Annotated in this window: 16 protein-coding genes; 1 reads left to right on the forward strand and 15 read right to left on the reverse strand. The window is 46.6% G+C overall.

Annotated elements, in window-relative coordinates; genetic code table 11:
• Window positions 1–44: 44 nt before the first annotated feature.
• The 12 genes from ybeD to leuS form a co-directional block, all read right to left on the reverse strand.
• Window positions 45–311 (reverse strand): DUF493 family protein YbeD, encoded by a 267-nt coding sequence (gene ybeD / locus L5L77_RS00375; protein WP_006082758.1) that lies wholly within the window; start codon window positions 309–311, stop codon window positions 45–47.
• 121 nt (window positions 312–432) lie between these two features.
• Window positions 433–1,608: a serine hydrolase gene (locus L5L77_RS00380; protein WP_028761483.1), complete on the reverse strand. Its 1,176-nt coding sequence runs from the start codon at window positions 1,606–1,608 to the stop codon at window positions 433–435.
• Window positions 1,609–1,749: 141 nt separating this feature from the next.
• Window positions 1,750–2,595: a septal ring lytic transglycosylase RlpA family protein gene (locus L5L77_RS00385; RefSeq protein WP_263185623.1), complete on the reverse strand. Its 846-nt coding sequence runs from the start codon at window positions 2,593–2,595 to the stop codon at window positions 1,750–1,752.
• Window positions 2,579–3,655, reverse strand: coding sequence for a lytic murein transglycosylase B (mltB, locus tag L5L77_RS00390; RefSeq protein ID WP_263185625.1), 1,077 nt, complete (start codon window positions 3,653–3,655; stop codon window positions 2,579–2,581). Before mltB ends, L5L77_RS00385 begins: the two co-directional genes overlap by 17 nt.
• Window positions 3,656–3,671: 16 nt before the next feature.
• Window positions 3,672–4,778: a rod shape-determining protein RodA gene (rodA, locus tag L5L77_RS00395; protein ID WP_028761480.1), complete on the reverse strand. Its 1,107-nt coding sequence runs from the start codon at window positions 4,776–4,778 to the stop codon at window positions 3,672–3,674.
• Entirely contained in the window at window positions 4,775–6,631 is a 1,857-nt protein-coding gene (gene mrdA / locus L5L77_RS00400) for a penicillin-binding protein 2 (RefSeq protein WP_263185626.1), read from the reverse strand. Before mrdA ends, rodA begins: the two co-directional genes overlap by 4 nt.
• A gap of 61 nt (window positions 6,632–6,692) precedes the next feature.
• The gene (rlmH, locus tag L5L77_RS00405; protein WP_006082752.1) at window positions 6,693–7,163 is read right to left on the reverse strand and encodes a 23S rRNA (pseudouridine(1915)-N(3))-methyltransferase RlmH; all 471 of its coding nucleotides are present in this window, start codon (window positions 7,161–7,163) and stop codon (window positions 6,693–6,695) included.
• Window positions 7,163–7,492, reverse strand: a complete 330-nt coding sequence (gene rsfS / locus L5L77_RS00410; protein ID WP_006082751.1) for a ribosome silencing factor — start codon at window positions 7,490–7,492, stop codon at window positions 7,163–7,165. The genes rlmH and rsfS overlap by 1 nt, the downstream gene beginning before the upstream one ends.
• Before the next feature lie 107 nt (window positions 7,493–7,599).
• Window positions 7,600–8,250, reverse strand: a complete 651-nt coding sequence (gene nadD, locus L5L77_RS00415) for a nicotinate-nucleotide adenylyltransferase (protein ID WP_263221784.1) — start codon at window positions 8,248–8,250, stop codon at window positions 7,600–7,602.
• A gap of 24 nt (window positions 8,251–8,274) precedes the next feature.
• On the reverse strand, window positions 8,275–9,306 hold the full coding sequence (gene holA, locus L5L77_RS00420; RefSeq protein WP_198573615.1) for a DNA polymerase III subunit delta: 1,032 nt from the start codon (window positions 9,304–9,306) through the stop codon (window positions 8,275–8,277).
• Between the two features lie 17 nt (window positions 9,307–9,323).
• Window positions 9,324–9,818: an LPS assembly lipoprotein LptE gene (lptE, locus tag L5L77_RS00425; protein WP_012089938.1), complete on the reverse strand. Its 495-nt coding sequence runs from the start codon at window positions 9,816–9,818 to the stop codon at window positions 9,324–9,326.
• A 100-nt stretch (window positions 9,819–9,918) separates the two neighbouring features.
• A complete protein-coding gene (gene leuS / locus L5L77_RS00430) occupies window positions 9,919–12,498 on the reverse strand; it encodes a leucine--tRNA ligase (protein WP_263185629.1) in 2,580 nt (859 codons plus the stop codon).
• A 121-nt stretch (window positions 12,499–12,619) separates the two neighbouring features.
• On the opposite strand from leuS, the gene L5L77_RS00435 reads away from it, so the two are divergent.
• Window positions 12,620–13,120, forward strand: a complete 501-nt coding sequence (locus L5L77_RS00435; protein ID WP_028761474.1) for a zinc ribbon-containing protein — start codon at window positions 12,620–12,622, stop codon at window positions 13,118–13,120.
• A 101-nt stretch (window positions 13,121–13,221) separates the two neighbouring features.
• On the opposite strand, the gene L5L77_RS00440 is transcribed toward L5L77_RS00435, so the two are convergent.
• From L5L77_RS00440 to lnt, 3 genes are all read right to left on the reverse strand, one after another.
• Complete coding sequence (locus L5L77_RS00440) at window positions 13,222–13,881, reverse strand: class I SAM-dependent methyltransferase (RefSeq protein WP_173243240.1); 660 nt, start codon at window positions 13,879–13,881, stop codon at window positions 13,222–13,224.
• Window positions 13,882–14,069: 188 nt separating this feature from the next.
• On the reverse strand, window positions 14,070–14,573 hold the full coding sequence (locus tag L5L77_RS00445; protein ID WP_263140085.1) for a Tfp pilus assembly protein FimT/FimU: 504 nt from the start codon (window positions 14,571–14,573) through the stop codon (window positions 14,070–14,072).
• 10 nt (window positions 14,574–14,583) lie between these two features.
• A complete protein-coding gene (gene lnt / locus L5L77_RS00450) occupies window positions 14,584–16,158 on the reverse strand; it encodes an apolipoprotein N-acyltransferase (RefSeq protein ID WP_263140088.1) in 1,575 nt (524 codons plus the stop codon).
• Between the last annotated feature and the right edge of the window lie 4 nt (window positions 16,159–16,162).

A 16,162-nucleotide genomic window follows, 5' to 3' on the forward strand; every position in this document is an offset into this window, starting at 1 on the left:
CCATAAATGTAAGACAGATCACATTTCATGGCCTTGAGGAATATTTATAGTACGCGGCGTACGCCTTCGATAGCGGCAAGTTCAGTGTACAAAATTTCGATATGGTCTTTGCTTGTCACTGTCACGCGGATAGTAATGGAGTGATAGCTACCTTTGCTCGACGTTTTTGTCGAAGGTGAATAATCACCCGGTGCATGTTTTTGTACCACAGCCACGACTTTGTCAGTTAGCGTTTCGTGGGCTTCACCGACGACCTTAAAAGGAAATGCGCAAGGGAAATCCATCAGTTCATCAAATTTAGTGTCTAACATACTCAGTACTCTTAGCGGCTATATTGGGATATATATGGTGGCGATTATACCCGATTCAAGGGCGATGCACTCCCCAAAAAAATAAAGCCACCCTAAGGTGGCTTTATTTATGGGACTTAGCTTAGCTAAACCATCCAGAAAACATCTGTTTAAAGTAATCGACTAATTTACTAAACCAGCTACCTTCGTTGACTTCTTGCAACGTCACCAGTGGGAACTGGGCAATGTCTTTACCATCAAGTTGGAAGAATAGACGGCCTACAGTTTCACCTTTTTTCAACGGTGCATCTAATGGCTTAGTCAATTCGAAGTTTGCTTTCAAGTCTTTACCGCGGCCACGGCTGATCGTAATAGGTGTATCAGTTGCGACGCCTAAATCAACAGTGCTCTTGTCACCGTACCATATTTGTTGGGTTGTGAAGCTATCACCCGCTTTGTAAGGCGTGACAGTTTCAAAGAAACGGAAGCCATAGGTCAGTAACTTTTTACTTTCAGCTTTACGGGCTGATTCACTTTGAGTACCCAGAACCACAGAAATCAAACGCATGCCGTCTTTGGTTGCAGATGCGACTAAGTTGTAACCTGCACCAGAGGTGTGGCCTGTCTTGATACCGTCCACGCTCATGCTGTTATCCCACAACAAACCATTACGGTTATATTGTTTGATACCGTTGAAGGTATAAAATTTTTCGCTATAGATGCGGTATTCTTCTGGAACGTCGCGGATTAAGGCTGCACCTAACAATGCCATATCATAGGCAGTTGTTTTGTGGTTTTCTGAGTCTAAGCCATGGGAGTTTTCGAAGTAACTGTCACGCATACCCAGCTGTTTTGTCCATGAGTTCATCATGTCAACGAAGGCGCCTTCGGTGCCAGCGATATGCTCTGCCATAGCCACACACGCATCGTTACCCGATTGGATGATGATACCGCGGTTTAAATCCCCGACTTTAACGGTAGTACCGACTTCAATGAACATCTTCGAGGAGTCAGAGAAGTTTTTAGACCAGGCATTTTTACTGATAGTCACATCATCATCGACCGAGACATTGCCCGCTTTGATTTCTTGACCTATGACATAGCTGGTCATCATTTTAGTTAGGCTGGCTGGGTTAAGGCTTTCATAAGCGTTACTCTCAGCGATAATCTGGCCCGAATTATAATCCATCAAGACGAAAGCCTTGGCGGCCACTGCTGGTGCATCAGGTGTAATAATAGGCTGCGCAGCATAAACGGGGAGAGACACACTGGAAATTAGCAGCAATGTTTTAATGGGACTTTTTACAAAATTCATCATTAACTTGGCACGTCTTTTGGTTGTATTAAATGGAAAGGATTCGAGAAGATCTCCAACAGTGTACCACTTTCTGACTGTGGGTTTTAGTGAAGGTTCCTTCATCTCTATTTTTAAATCAATTCTGGTCCGAGCAAACAGTCATTACTCATGGACTATATAGCCCTCAGGAAAGCCATTTTGCTTGACGTTATTGAGCAGTTTGTCTGCTAACTCAGGTTGGCCTATGGGGCCGAGCTGTAGTCTAAACATATTGTTTGCGGCTTGTACACGGGTCTTTACCTGATATTTTCGCTCCAGATTTTTCGCCATGGTATTGAGTTTGGCTTTATCTTTCGATGCGACTAACTGAATGTAATGATTACCTGTATCTTGCGCGCTGGCAATAGCCGAATTAGTGGCCGCGACACTGCCGATATACACCACATCGAGTTTGATCCGCGCGGTTCCTTTGCCGAGCATGCCGAGTTTATAGGCGGCAGCGTAGGAGACGTCGAGAATACGGTCTGAGTGGAATGGCCCGCGATCGTTGATACGAATGATCACTTGCTTATTGTTATCTAAGTTAGTGATCCGAGCATAACTTGGCAGTGGTAGCGTTTTATGGGCACCTGACATGGAATACATGTCATAGGGTTCGCCATTGGATGTCTCATAGCCATGAAATTTTTCACCGTACCATGAGGCACGGCCCGTTTCACTAAAACCTTGGCCTGTGTTCATCACAGTGTAAGACTCGCCGTAAACCGTATAGGGCTTGTTACCGCGGCGACTATAGGGCTCGTACTTAGGCGTGGCATTTGGCACATGGTCCACATTGGGTGGATTGAGTGGCAACTTGTCATTCTTTAGCGAATAGCGCCCCTTGTTGGGGTCCATATTTTTTTTGTTTGTGCTGGAGCTAGCTTGGTTTGGGCTCGAAGAACACGCAACAAGTGTGAAGCACGCAACCAAAGCGACAAGCTGTAAAAGATTATTTTTTAGCGGCATGCTGTTCCTTTAATTGTTGGCTAAATTGATAAACGGCCATTGAATACAAAGGACTGCGATTATAGCGAGTGATTACATAAAAATTGTTTAAGCCAAGCCAATAATCATCGTGATCGGCTTGTTCCAGTTTAATGAGTAAGGCTTTTTGCGAGACATCCAAGTCCCTCGCATCAGCCAAGGACAAGGTTGGCGTTAGAATATTGGCGACTTTATAATTGAGCTTTTCGCCTGCCCATACTTTCGCTTTTGGCGCTGTTTGGCTGCTATTGACCAGCGGCAAAGCAACGGGTGCATTGGCTTGCCAACCGTGTTCATGGAAATAATTGGCGACACTGCCAATCGCATCCTCTGGGCTTTGCAATAAATCGCGGTTACCACTGTTATCGAAATCGACGGCGTAATGGCGGTAACTTGAGGGAATAAACTGTCCATAACCCATGGCACCCGCATAGGAGCCTTTGAGGGTATTGATATCTAAGTGCTCTTCTTTGACTAATTTCATCAACTCACCAAATTCCTTGCGGAAAAAGGTGGCGCGAGGCGGATAGTGAAAACCTAAGGTATAGAGGGAATCAATTACAGGGTAATTACCTGTGAACTGGCCGTAAAAGGTTTCAATCCCAATAATGGCAACGATAATCTGTGGGTCGACTTGGTACTTAGCCGCCGCTTTAGCAATGGTTTTCTCGTGTTTTTTCCAAAAAGCGAGCCCAGCATCAAGACGTTTTTCTGTTAAAAAAATCGGGTAATACACATGCCAAGGTTTTGCTTCCCATGGACGGGTCATCGCATCGATAACCCCTTGGTTGTATTTTGCTTTGTCTAGAAAAGCGAGCACTTCTGTCCGAGTAAAACCTTGTTTTACTTGAGCATGGATAAACTCTTCTTTGAGCTCAGCGGGAGTTGCGGGTACTAGTACTTTATCCACTGCGGGAGCCACTGGGGTGCTTGAAGCGGGTGCCTGCGCGGGTGTCGGTTCATTTGCCGTGGTGCATGCGACTAAGTATGAACTTAAACACAGTAAACCGAGTGGAGCCAAATAAGCTCGGAGAGTAGGCATAAAAAAGTCCCTAAAATTATCTATCTACGAAACGTCTATGGGTATGAATGCTCATAAGAATGCCAAACCCTGTCATCAATGTCAGCATGGAGGTTCCACCATAACTGACAAGGGGCAGTGGTACACCTACCACGGGCAGGATACCTGAAACCATGCCAATATTCACAAAAACATAAACGAAAAACGTCAGCGTGATACTGCCAGCCAGTAGACGAGCGAAACTGGTTTGTGCGCGGGAGGCGATGACTAACCCACGGCCTATGATGTAAAGGTACATAATTAACAGTAAGATACTGCCAATTAAGCCAAATTCTTCACCGATCACCGCAAAGATAAAATCGGTATGGCGCTCGGGAATAAACTCAAGCTGTGATTGAGTGCCTTCGAGCCAACCTTTGCCCCAAAGCCCACCTGAGCCGATGGCGATTTTCGACTGGATAATGTGATAACCCGCGCCGAGGGGATCTTGCTCTGGATCGAGCAAGGTTAATACCCGCGTTCTTTGGTAATCGTGCATCAAGAAATACCAAAGGATAGGCAGGAAGGCGAGTACTGCCGCGATAAAGCTGCCAACAATAATCCAGCTCATGCCCGATAAAAACAGCACGAAAATCCCCGATGCAGCCACCAAAATTGAGGTGCCTAAGTCGGGTTGTTTAGCGATCAATAGGGTTGGTACGAGTAAAATCACTCCTGCGCCAGCGAGGTAACGTTTCTTGGGGGGAAGAGGGAACTTACTGATATACCAAGCCATTGTGATGGGAAAGGCGAGTTTAATAAGCTCTGAGGGTTGGAACTCCATAAAGCCTAAGTTCAACCAGCGCTGCGCGCCTTTATTGATTTCACCGAAAAAGTGTACCCCAAGCAGCAAGACAACCCCCGCAAGATAAATGGGTAATGCCCAACGTTTAAGCGCTTCAGGATTGATTTGTGCCATGGTAAACATGATGCCTAGCGACAACACCATACGGAATAGTTGTCGTTCCATCATCTCTAAATCTGCACCGCTGGCAGAATAGATGACAAACAGGCCAAAGCCCATCACAGCTAATAGTCCGAGCAATAAAGGCAAGTCTATGTGCAAGCGTTGCCAGATGTTTTGATATTGGCTATGGGTACTCATGGTATAGGTTTCCAAGTATCTCTAAGCATATATTCATCGAGCATAGCTCGAGCTACTGGGCCAGCATTTGCGCCGCCCCAACCTGCGTTTTCCATCACGACGGCGAGGACGATTTTAGGATCCTCGAAGGGCGCATAGGCCACAACTAAGGCATTATCGCGGAAATGTTCGGCAATTTTATTGGCATCGTATTTAGTATTTTCCGCCACGCCGATGACCTGTGCAGTACCGGTTTTCATTGCGGCAGTGTAAGTGGCATCGGTAAAGCGTGACTTATTTGCAGTTTGGCGCATAGCTTCGTTGATGATATTCCAGTTACGGGGGTTTTTAAGTTCAATTGGCGGTAACTCATTGATCGGTGAGTCAATTTTGGCAGTATTGTCTTTAATGGATCTCAGCAGATGTGGCGGGAGACGGCGGCCTTTGTTGGCCATAATCCCAACGGCATTAGCGAGTTGTAATGGCGTTGCCGTCCAATAACCTTGGCCAATACCCACGGAAATAGTGTCGCCTATATACCAAGCTTGATTGTACTTTAAGCGTTTCCATTCCTTGGATGGCATGTTGCCAGCCGATTCTTCAAAGATATCAATCCCTGTATTTTGGCCAAAGCCAAATTGTTCCATAAAGCGGGCGATATGATCGACACCGACCTTATAGGCTAACTCATAGAAAAAGGTATCGCAGGATTCTACTATCGCGCTATAAACGTTGACCCAGCCATGCCCCCAGCGTTTCCAGTCGCGGTATTTACGTTCAACACCGGGAATTTGCCAAAAACCGGGATCCCACACTCGGGTACTCTCGCTAATGGCTTTCTCATCAAGGCCTAACAGTGCGAGGTGAGGCTTGATGGTAGACGCAGGTGCATATTGACCTTGAGTTGCGCGGTTGATCAAAGGGCGGGATTTATCATTGAGTAACGCACTGTAATCTTTACTATTAATGCCTTGTACAAACTGGTTTGGATCATAGCTTGGGCTCGATACCATAGCTAATACTCCACCGTCACGGGGATCGATGGCAACAATAGAACCACGCAGACCTGTGAGTAGTTCCACCGCTTTTTGTTGCAGCTTGAGATCTAAGGTGAGGTAAATATCTTGCCCCGGCTCTGGCGGAACAATTTTTAAGGTGCGAATGGCGCGACCGCGGTTGTTCACTTCTTCTTCTAAGTGTCCGGGTTTGCCATGCAGCAAAGATTCATAAAATTTTTCAATGCCTTGCTTACCAATGTCTTTGGTTGCCGCATAGTTTTTCCACAGATCGCTGCGTTCAAGTTGGGCGCGATCTCGGGTGTTAATTTTGCCTACATAGCCCAGCACATGAGTGATTTGCGCGCCGTAGGGATAGTTACGTTTAAGACCCGCTTCGACCGAAATCCCCGGAAATCTGTGTTGGTTAACACTGAAAATGGCCACTTGTTCTTCGGTGAGCTGGTTTTTGAGTGTTAGCGGTTTGAAACGGCGATGAAATTTCAGGGCGTCAGTAAAGGTTTCGCGCTCGTCATCGCTGATCTCAATTAACTTGCCGAGTTCATCTAAGGTCTCTGACATGTTACTGATTTTTTCGGGCACGAGATCGAGGGAATAAAAGGGTAAATTTTCAGCTAAAAGTATGCCGTTGCGATCGTAAATGAGACCACGACTAGGGGCAATTGGAACAACACGGATGCGATTATCATTTGAGCGAGTTGCATAATCTTTATAGGATTCAACCTGTAAATGATAAAGGTTGGTGACTAATACGCAAAATAGAGCGAAAACGCAAAAAAAAGTGAAAAGCGCCCTGCGCTTAAAAAGAGACGCCTCGGCGGCGTGATCATGCATTGTTATCCGCTTTTTTGGCGACACTTATGCTATCTCCGGCTGATCCCATGACGGGTGGTTGACACTCGTTAACATCAAGATCCCGCTATTCTCTATGGTAGGGGTGATTCGTGTTCACGCTCCACGCGCGGTACAAACTTTCGGCAACCACCACCCGTACGAGTGGGTGAGGTAAGGTTAATGCCGAAAGACACCAACTTTGGTTTGCCGCTTCTTTGCAAGCTGGCGCTAATCCTTCAGGTCCACCAATCAGTAAACTGACGTCGCGACCATCGAGTTGCCATTTAGTCAGCGCGGTCGCTAGCTCGGGGGTCGTCCAGTTTTTGCCGGGGAGATCTAAGCTAACAATATGATTGCCTTTGGGAATGGCCGCCAACATTTGTTCGCCTTCTTTTTGAAGTATCCGGACAATGTCGGCATTTTTCCCCCGCTTTCCAGCGGGTATTTCGATAAGCTCCAGCGCCATATCACGGGGAAAACGGCGCTGGTATTCTTCGAAACCACGGGTAACCCAATCGGGCATCCGTGTTCCTACTGCGATGAGCTGTAACTTCATCAGTCTTGCTTTTCTGACCAGAGCTTTTCAAGCTGGTAGAAATCACGGGTTTGATCTTGCATAACGTGCAGGATCACATCGCCCATGTCCACAAGAACCCATTCGCTGCTTTCGCGGCCTTCAACACCTAAAGGTGGAATACCGGCTTTTTTCGCTTCAACCACAAGATTTTCGGCGATAGCTTTAACGTGAGTCTTTGATGTACCTGAACATATGACCATGTAGTCAGTGATGTTAGATTGCTTGCTGACATCCAGAACAACAACGTCTCTGGCTTTCAAGTCGTCGATCTTGTCGACAACAAACTGTTTTAATTCCGCGCTCTGCACGCTGGCGTACCTCATTAATTTTAAATAGCGCGGTAGTATACCAGTGTTGATGCTGGGAATACATTGTCATTGGCAGTTGAGTTGGCGATATCTGCTTACGGTTCGAGCTAAGGTAAGTAAAGTCGTTGATTTTTTATGTAATCTAGCGTGACTGGCATGAGTAAATCGGCGGGCATTTCGCCTTTTGCCAGTTGTTCACGAATGAGCGTCGAGGAAATATCCTGTGGCGTAATTGTAACAGGGAAAATCTGCCCACTGTTTTTATGGACACTGCGAGTATGCCCTTCCAGTGCCCCTTGGGGCGCTTGACTGCGGGCCGTCAATATCTGCTGCATAGGATGCTCTGCATCGAGCTGCCAACCCGGGCGCTGACAGACAACGAGATGGGCAAAGTCGAATAGGCGTTGCCACTCATACCAGCTTTTTAATTGGAGGAAAGAGTCCATCCCCATGATAAAAAACAGCTCGTCTTCCGGATGTAAGGCTTTCAGTTGCTCAAGCGTCACAACTGTGTAGGAAGGCGTGTCGCGTTTAGCTTCGATGTCGCACAGTGCAAATCCGTCGAGTTGCTGACAGACATCAGCTACCATTTTGAGGCGCTGTGTTGTGGTTAAGTTCGGCTGCTGTTTATGGGGCGGAATATGGTTCGGCATCAGCAGGATTTTATCCAAGGCTAATGCTTGCTTCACTTCAATTGCGGGACGGATATGACCATAGTGTATCGGGTCGAAAGTGCCGCCTAAAATACCAATACGCATATCAAGCCTTTGGTTAATCAATGATTAGTCTATGGCTATATGCGCCAAGTGCCGATGGGCTCTAGGATCAAATAACAGACACAGGTGGCTCAGACCAGTCCAATCCTCTTTCCCCTGTTGCTTTAAGTTGAGCTCAAGTTTCGAGGCGAGGGCGAGCATATGTTCGAGTTGTTCAAGGCTGAGTCGTTGCAGTGCCGCTTGATACAGTGGTTTACGTTTATCCCAAATTCGATGTTTACCCCAGAGTGCACTTAGCGCAACGCCTTGGGCTTGCTCGCATTTCAAATTGAATAACAAACCGAGTTCTTTAAACAAGGCCCACAGCAGGATAGGTAAGGCAGTGCCTTCGCCATTGAGCTGGGCTAGCATGTGCTGCGCGCTATCCTGTTTATTATTCAGCAATGCATCCGTGAGTTGGAATACGGTGAAGCGCGACTGATCTTCAAAATAGTGGCCCAGTTCGTCGGCACTGACGGGTTTTGTTGGGCTCAGGAGTTGCAGCAACTGCATGGCTTGATCGGCAGCTAGTAAATTCCCTTCATACAGAGAATGCAGCATAGCACGGGCATCAGGCTGCAGATTGAGCTTAAAGTGCTTGATGCGGCCATCGAGCCAGCGCATAAACTGCTCGCCCTCTGGCGTAGCGCAGGGCAGATACATGCCATGGGCATCTAAGGTCTTAAACCATTTACTGTTGGTTTGCTCTGTGGCGAGCTTTGGCCCTTCGATAATCAACAGCATATCGGGATTGGGCGTCTGCAATAGGGCTTGCAGTGTGTTTGAGCCTTCGGCACCGGGCTTAGCTTGGGGAAGGGTTAGCTCAATCAAGCGTTTACTGGAAAACAGGCTCATGGCCTGCCATTCCTGAGTCAGATCGTTCCAATTAAAGCCCGTCTCTTGAATGAGTTGGACTTTTTCATCGAATCCATGACGCTTGGCGAATTGGCGGATCTGATCTTTGGTGGTTTCAATCAACCAAGGATCATCCCCAAAAATCAGATAACAAGGAAATAACTGGTTAAGGTGGCGGGAGAGTTGGTCTGGATAGACTCTCATTTAATGATAGCCCCGCATTAATTCACCTCAGTACTGGCCATTGCTTGCAGAATACGATCGGCAGCTTGGATACGCATTTCCTTCGTCAGCAATTCCATTTCACGGCTCTTTGCCAATGCGGTACGTGGATCGTCTAAGTAGTCGCGGCGAATTTCAACCTTGAAAGGCTGCGCTTCTTTGCCCGGCAATGCCACAGCAAATTCGACTAAATAAATCAGCTCATACTCGGCGACGTTACCTGTGGGGTACAAAGATAAGGTCGAGCGTTCAAGGGAGTCGGTGATTAATCTTAATACTGGTACATTATCTGCGGCGTCGACAACTTGGATATTGTTCAAGCGCAGGCGTTCACGCACCAAACGAGTGAGTTCACTGTATTCATCCACACTGCTCAAACTCAAATGATTGAGGGCATCAGGGATCTGATAACTGCGTTGAAGCTTAAAACCGCAACCAGCGCTGGTCATAATAACCAGTGCCATGATTGCGAAGCATATGCGTTTGATTAGCATAGATTTCGCGGTTTCCTATTCGTGGTATACCCTGCTGACTTGAAGTTGCAGCTATGCTGCAACTTCATTGGCTTTGAGTATAGCGAGTTATTAGCAGCCGTTAATTGGCCACTATGCTGAGCAGTTTGCCCGGCACATAGATCACTTTACGTACTGTCAGGCCGTCTAGGTATTTGATCACGTGTTCATCACTCATGCCTAAGGCTTCTACTGATTCTTTATCAGCGTCGGCGGCTACTGTGATTTTTGCGCGAACTTTACCGTTGACTTGCACAACGATGAGCTTGCTGTCTTCAACTAGCGCAGCTTCATCAACGACTGGCCATTGGCTATCTTCGATGTTGCTAGCATTGCCTAACTCGTTCCACAGGTTAAAGCTCACATGCGGAATGATAGGGTACAGCAAACGCACTATGGCCGATAAGGCTTCGCCGATAATGGCGTTGTCTTGGCCTGTGGTTTGTGGTGCTTTTTGCAGATGGTTCATCAGTTCCATCACGGCGGCAACCGCAGTGTTGAACATTTGACGGCGGCCGATATCGTCGGTCACTTTCGCGATCGTCTTGTGGACTTCACGGCGCAGCGCTTTTTGATCGGCAGTTAACTTGCTGACATCTAAGGCTTCGCTGTTATCTTGGTTCACATGCTCGTTTGCAAGCTTCCACAGACGTCTAATGAAGCGGTGTGCGCCTTCAACGCCAGACTCTTGCCATTCCAGAGTTAATTCTGGTGGTGAGGCGAACATCATAAATAGGCGAACCGTATCTGCGCCGTATTTTTCGACCATGACTTGAGGATCGATACCATTGTTTTTCGACTTAGACATCTTGCACATGCCGGTATAAACCAGCTCGTTGCCGTCTTTGTCGATAGCCTTAGTAATACGGCCCTTGTCGTCTTTTTCTGTAGTCGCTACATCTAAAGGCGAAACCCAAACACGGGCGCCTTTTTCGTTGATATAGTAGAAAGCATCGGCCAACACCATACCTTGGGTCAGCAGTTGTTTGGCTGGTTCGTTAGAGTTAACCAGACCTGCATCACGCAGCAACTTATGGAAGAAGCGGAAATATAACAAATGCATACAAGCGTGTTCGATACCGCCAATGTATTGATCCACAGGTAGCCAGTAGTTGGCTTTAGCAGGATCTAACATTTCGTCCGCATGCGGGCTGCAGTAACGGGCGTAATACCAAGAGGATTCCATAAAGGTATCGAAGGTATCGGTTTCGCGCAGCGCATCTTGACCGTTGACTTGGGTTTTCGCCCATTCTTTATCGGCCTTGATTGGGCTTTGAATACCGTCCATCACGACATCTTCTGGCAGTAATACTGGCAGTTGATCTGCTGGCGTTGGGATCACAGTGCCGTCGGCTAAGGTCACCATAGGAATAGGTGCGCCCCAGTAACGCTGACGTGAAACACCCCAATCGCGCAGACGATAGTTGACTTGGCGCTTGCCTTTACCTTCGGTGACTAACTTGTTAGCGATGGCATTAAAGCCCGCTTCAAAGTCTAAACCGTCGAACTCACCCGAGTTAAACAGTACGCCTTTTTCGGTATAAGCGGCTTCGCTAATGTCCACTTCGCCATCAACAGGCTTGATCACAGCCTCAATTGCTAGACCGTATTTTTTTGCAAATTCAAAGTCACGTTGGTCGTGCCCAGGAACTGACATTACGGCACCTGTGCCATAGTTCATCAACACAAAGTTAGCAGCCCAAATCGGGACTTGCTTACCAGTGATAGGATGAATGGCGAAAAGCCCTGTGGCCACTCCGCGTTTTTCCATGGTCGCGAGTTCAGCTTCAGATGTTGTGCTGTTTTTGCACTCATCGATAAAGGCGGCAAGCTCAGGATTGGTTTGCGCGGCGATTTCAGCTAATGGATGACCTGCGGCAATCGCCACATAGGTCACGCCCATTAAGGTATCTGGACGCGTGGTATAGATATCGAAGCTTTTATCGTGACCTGCGACGCCGAAGGTCATTTCTACACCTTCGCTGCGACCAATCCAGTTGCGCTGCATGGTCTTAACCTGTTCAGGCCAGCCATCTAAGGTATCGATATCGTTTAATAATTCTTCTGCATAGGCAGTGATCTTAATAAACCACTGTGGAATTTCTTTTTGTTCCACAGGGGTATCACAGCGCCAGCAGCAACCGTCTTGAACTTGCTCGTTCGCCAGTACGGTTTCATCGTTTGGACACCAGTTGACTGAAGCTGTCTTTTTGTAGACTAGGCCTTTCTCGTACAACTTAGTGAAGAACCATTGTTCCCAGCGATAATATTCAGGGGTACAAGTGGCGATTTCACGGCTCCAATCGTAACCAAAACCCAGCAATTTCAGCTGGTTCTTCATGTATTCTATGTTTTCATAGGTCCATGGTGCAGGCGCAGTCTTGTTGTTAATTGCGGCATTTTCTGCGGGTAGGCCAAATGAGTCCCAACCAATAGGCTGGAGCACGTTTTTGCCTTGAAGACGTTGAAAGCGTGCAACTACGTCACCTATGGTATAGTTGCGTACGTGTCCCATGTGGAGTCTGCCAGAAGGGTACGGAAACATCGAAAGGCAATAAAACTTTTCTTTGTTTGCGTCTTCAGTGACTTCGAAGGTTTTGTTGTCATGCCAGTGCTTTTGCACTAAGGCTTCAATTTCTGAGGGATTATATTGCTCTTGCATCACTCTATTTCCGGCAGTGCCGCCTATTATTGGATCTAACGCCATATCAGCGCGAGTAAGATCTGCATAGAATAAACTAGAAGCGATGCATTAAAAAGGTTCGTATGAAGGAGTATTGGTTATGAATGATAGAAGTAACGCGTTACTAGGACTGTATCAAGCCTTAATTACCGAAGTGAAATCTCAATTTGCAGAAGATAACACTATGACTGTAAAGAATTTATTCAATTCTGTCACTCAAGGTAAGGAGTATTTACGTCTTAAAGAACAGGCAGGGGAAGATGAACTCGCTTTAGTCGAACAATTCTTAAAGCGTGATATTACGAGTTTTCTCCGTGAGCAGAACGCGGATAGTTTGAGTCATAGCCCAACCGTGATTACTTTAGAGAATACGCTTTGGCATTGGCTCAGTGAAATCACCGACCGCAGCCAAGTCGAATGGCATGAGTTAACGCAAGATTTTAAGCACCAAGGCTACTACAAGAGTGGTGATATTGTGAATCAGGGCATCATGGTGTGCACTAACTGTGGCAATGAAATGAGTATTGAATTTCCAAGTCCCATCCCAGATTGTCCAGAGTGTGATCATGAAGAATTTACCCGCGAGCCGCTAACGCCTTAATCAAGGTGGTGATGTTATGCAGCTAAAACGACGCCTCAGCGTCGTTTTTTTTTGAGTTCTATTAGACCTAAATTGCTCATATTTGCATTAATTAGGCTGTATCAACTGTTGGTACGAGAGTAGTTGAGGATTTGACCGCCAAAGGGCGCTAATAAAAATTCAGTGTGAATGGGTTTATGTTGTGAGTGTTCGTAACCTAAAGTCACCATACGTTTACTGAATTTTGCATGATTACCACGGCCTGGATCGACTAAGACTACATCACAAATTGGTTTAGCATGCTGCTCAATAAATTGTGATAAGAGATCGGCATGTTCTTGTTCGTACAAGAGATCGCTGCCAATAATGAGGTCAAATAAACCTAAATTAGTTTGTGCATCTGCCCATCCTGTTCGAACAAACGGAATCGCACGACCATGATTTAAATCGACATTTTGCTTAAGGAAATTTTCCGACTCGGGGTGATAGTCGGTTGCTGTGATGTCGGCATGTCTGTGGTTTAGCACTAGACTTGCCAGCCCTATACCGCAGCCAACTTCAAGAATGCGTTTATTATCAATTTGATAATCGGCCATATGATGGGATAGCACTTGGCTAGATGGCCAAACTATGCCAAATAATGGCCAAGTTGCGGAGGAAATACCGAGCTTTTCAGCTTCGCCATCGATGTCTTCAAATTCTTGGTTATTTCTTAGGGTTCTGACATGAATGTCGAGATCCCCAAATTCGTGGGTTTGGTAGCGCACGCGAAGCTGTGCCATAGAGTTGCCTTGACTGTGTACCTTGGTTAAGGAACGAGGTAATGGTACCAATCATATTGGCTATGCAGACACAGTCACTGTGATTGGTATAAGGCCACGTCTAATCGTTCACCTTAACGTGGAACGCGCAATCAGCCTAATGTATTCGCAGACAATTGCGGGATAACACAGGTTAACTGAGTGTCAGCCTAACAACCTTGGGTGTTGATATCATATTGCGGCGCAGTGTTGGCATCGCTGGCTTGGGTGTAGCGGAAATAGCATTGGTCATCATTCACTAAGGAATTGTTGTTAAGATCGTAACCTATATAAGTGATATCAATGCCTTCATATTGAATGATAAGTTTATCATCTGAGGTGATCCATTTTTCCACATCAGTATTATCGAGGTAACCCCATTTTAAGCGTGTATCTGGAGTGCCATCACCATTGAGGTCGATATCAATAATATCATCGCGCCCAGCTACCGCTTGGCTCAGTAGGCTAGGCATTTGGGTTTTTGAGTAAGCTAGCATATTGGCTGTTTTAACGCTGGCCTGTACTTGGTTTAAGGTTTGTACCCGTGCTTCTTTACTTAAACCGACAAATCTAGGCGCGGCGATCACAGCCAAGATCCCAAGCACAATAATCACAACGACAAGTTCAATTAAGGTAAAACCTGCCACATCTTGTTTATTGACTTGGTAATGCATGGCCTCAATCCTATTGCGCTTTAAAACGTCGGGCAAGACCAAGCAGAACGATTAAACCACAGAGTATCAGTAGGGGCATTTGGCCTAATTTTGCAAACCAAGTTTGCCCTGTGACTAATGGAATGGTTGCACTTAGCACACCTATTTCAAATTGTGGCAATGACGCTGTGATATTGCCATTCTCATCGACTATGGCTGTCACGCCATTGTTGGTTGCACGTAATAGAGGCCGACCCAATTCAACCGCGCGCATTTGAGCGATCTCCATATGCTGTAATGGCCCATTTGAGCTACCAAACCATGCATCGTTAGAGACAGTTAATAGTATATCTGTCCCTTGATTAACGTTGTCGCGCAACTGTTCGGGAAAGGCTATTTCATAACAAATTGCTGGCGCGATTTTATGGCCTAGTGCGCTGAGATTAGGCTGTTTATATTCGCCTCGTGTAAAGGACGACATGGGCAAATTAAAGAAAGGTGCTATCGGGCGCAGCAGCGCTTCAAAGGGGACAAACTCGCCAATTGGCAACAGATGGTGTTTCTTAAATTGATTGCTACCATCGCCCTCATAGTCTGGGCCTGCTTGTTGTTTCTGATTATGATTACCAAGCACAATCAATGAATTATAGAACTCATTGTTTTGATGGCTAATAATGCCTGTGATAATTGAGGTATGGTTTAGATTGGCGACTTTATTGGCGTTATCTAAAAAGTCCTGCACCATAGATTCTGGCGCTGGAATTGCTGCTTCTGGCCAAATAATGATATCGGCATCCAGATGTTCGCGGGATAAATCCATGTATTTTAACAGCGTCGGCCACAGGGCATCGGGTTCCCACTTCATGCTTTGGGGAATATTGCCTTGTACCAGTGCCACTTTAACATTTTCACCCGTAGGATGAATCTCCCAAAGTTTAGGCGCAGCCCAAACGGCCAGGATACTGAGCGTCACTAAAAGCAGTAAACTCTTATAACGCTTAGTAAAACAAAGCGCTAATGCACCAGCGAGCATGGCCAATACAAAACTTATTCCCAGTGTGCCTATGATACTGGCAAGGGGTTTTAACGGCCCTTGAGTTTGCGAGTAACCCGCCCATAACCAAGGGAAGCCTGTCATTACCCAGCCACGAGCCCATTCGGTCAAGGTCCATAACGCGGGGAATAGGGCGAGATTACGCCAAAGACCAAATCGAGTTTTACCATCATGGCTCAGCGTTTTAGTTAACCAAACCAGCGCTAAACCAGTTAGAGCGGGATACAAGGCTAAATACAAGGCTAACAAGGCCATTAACCCAACGGAGGCAATGAGCGGCATACCACCAAAGGTATCCATGCTCACGTGAACCCAGCTGATCCCTACGGCAAAACAGCCAAATCCAAAGCTTAACCAATAGTAAAAGCTTGCCTTAGCGCTCAGCGTTCGGCTGTGCCAGAGGGCAATCGCCATGGCAAACGGATAGATTATCCAAATGGAATAGGGCGCAAATGAAAGCGCCGTACTGGCGCCAAGGGCAAATGCCAGTACGAGTCTCAAAGCACTAGGTTGGGACTGTTGTTGGGCAAAAGCCCGGATTTTTTTTAGCACGAGT

It is taken from the genome of Shewanella sp. SM29 (assembly GCF_025654245.1).
Taxonomy (GTDB): Bacteria; Pseudomonadota; Gammaproteobacteria; order Enterobacterales; family Shewanellaceae; genus Shewanella; species Shewanella oncorhynchi.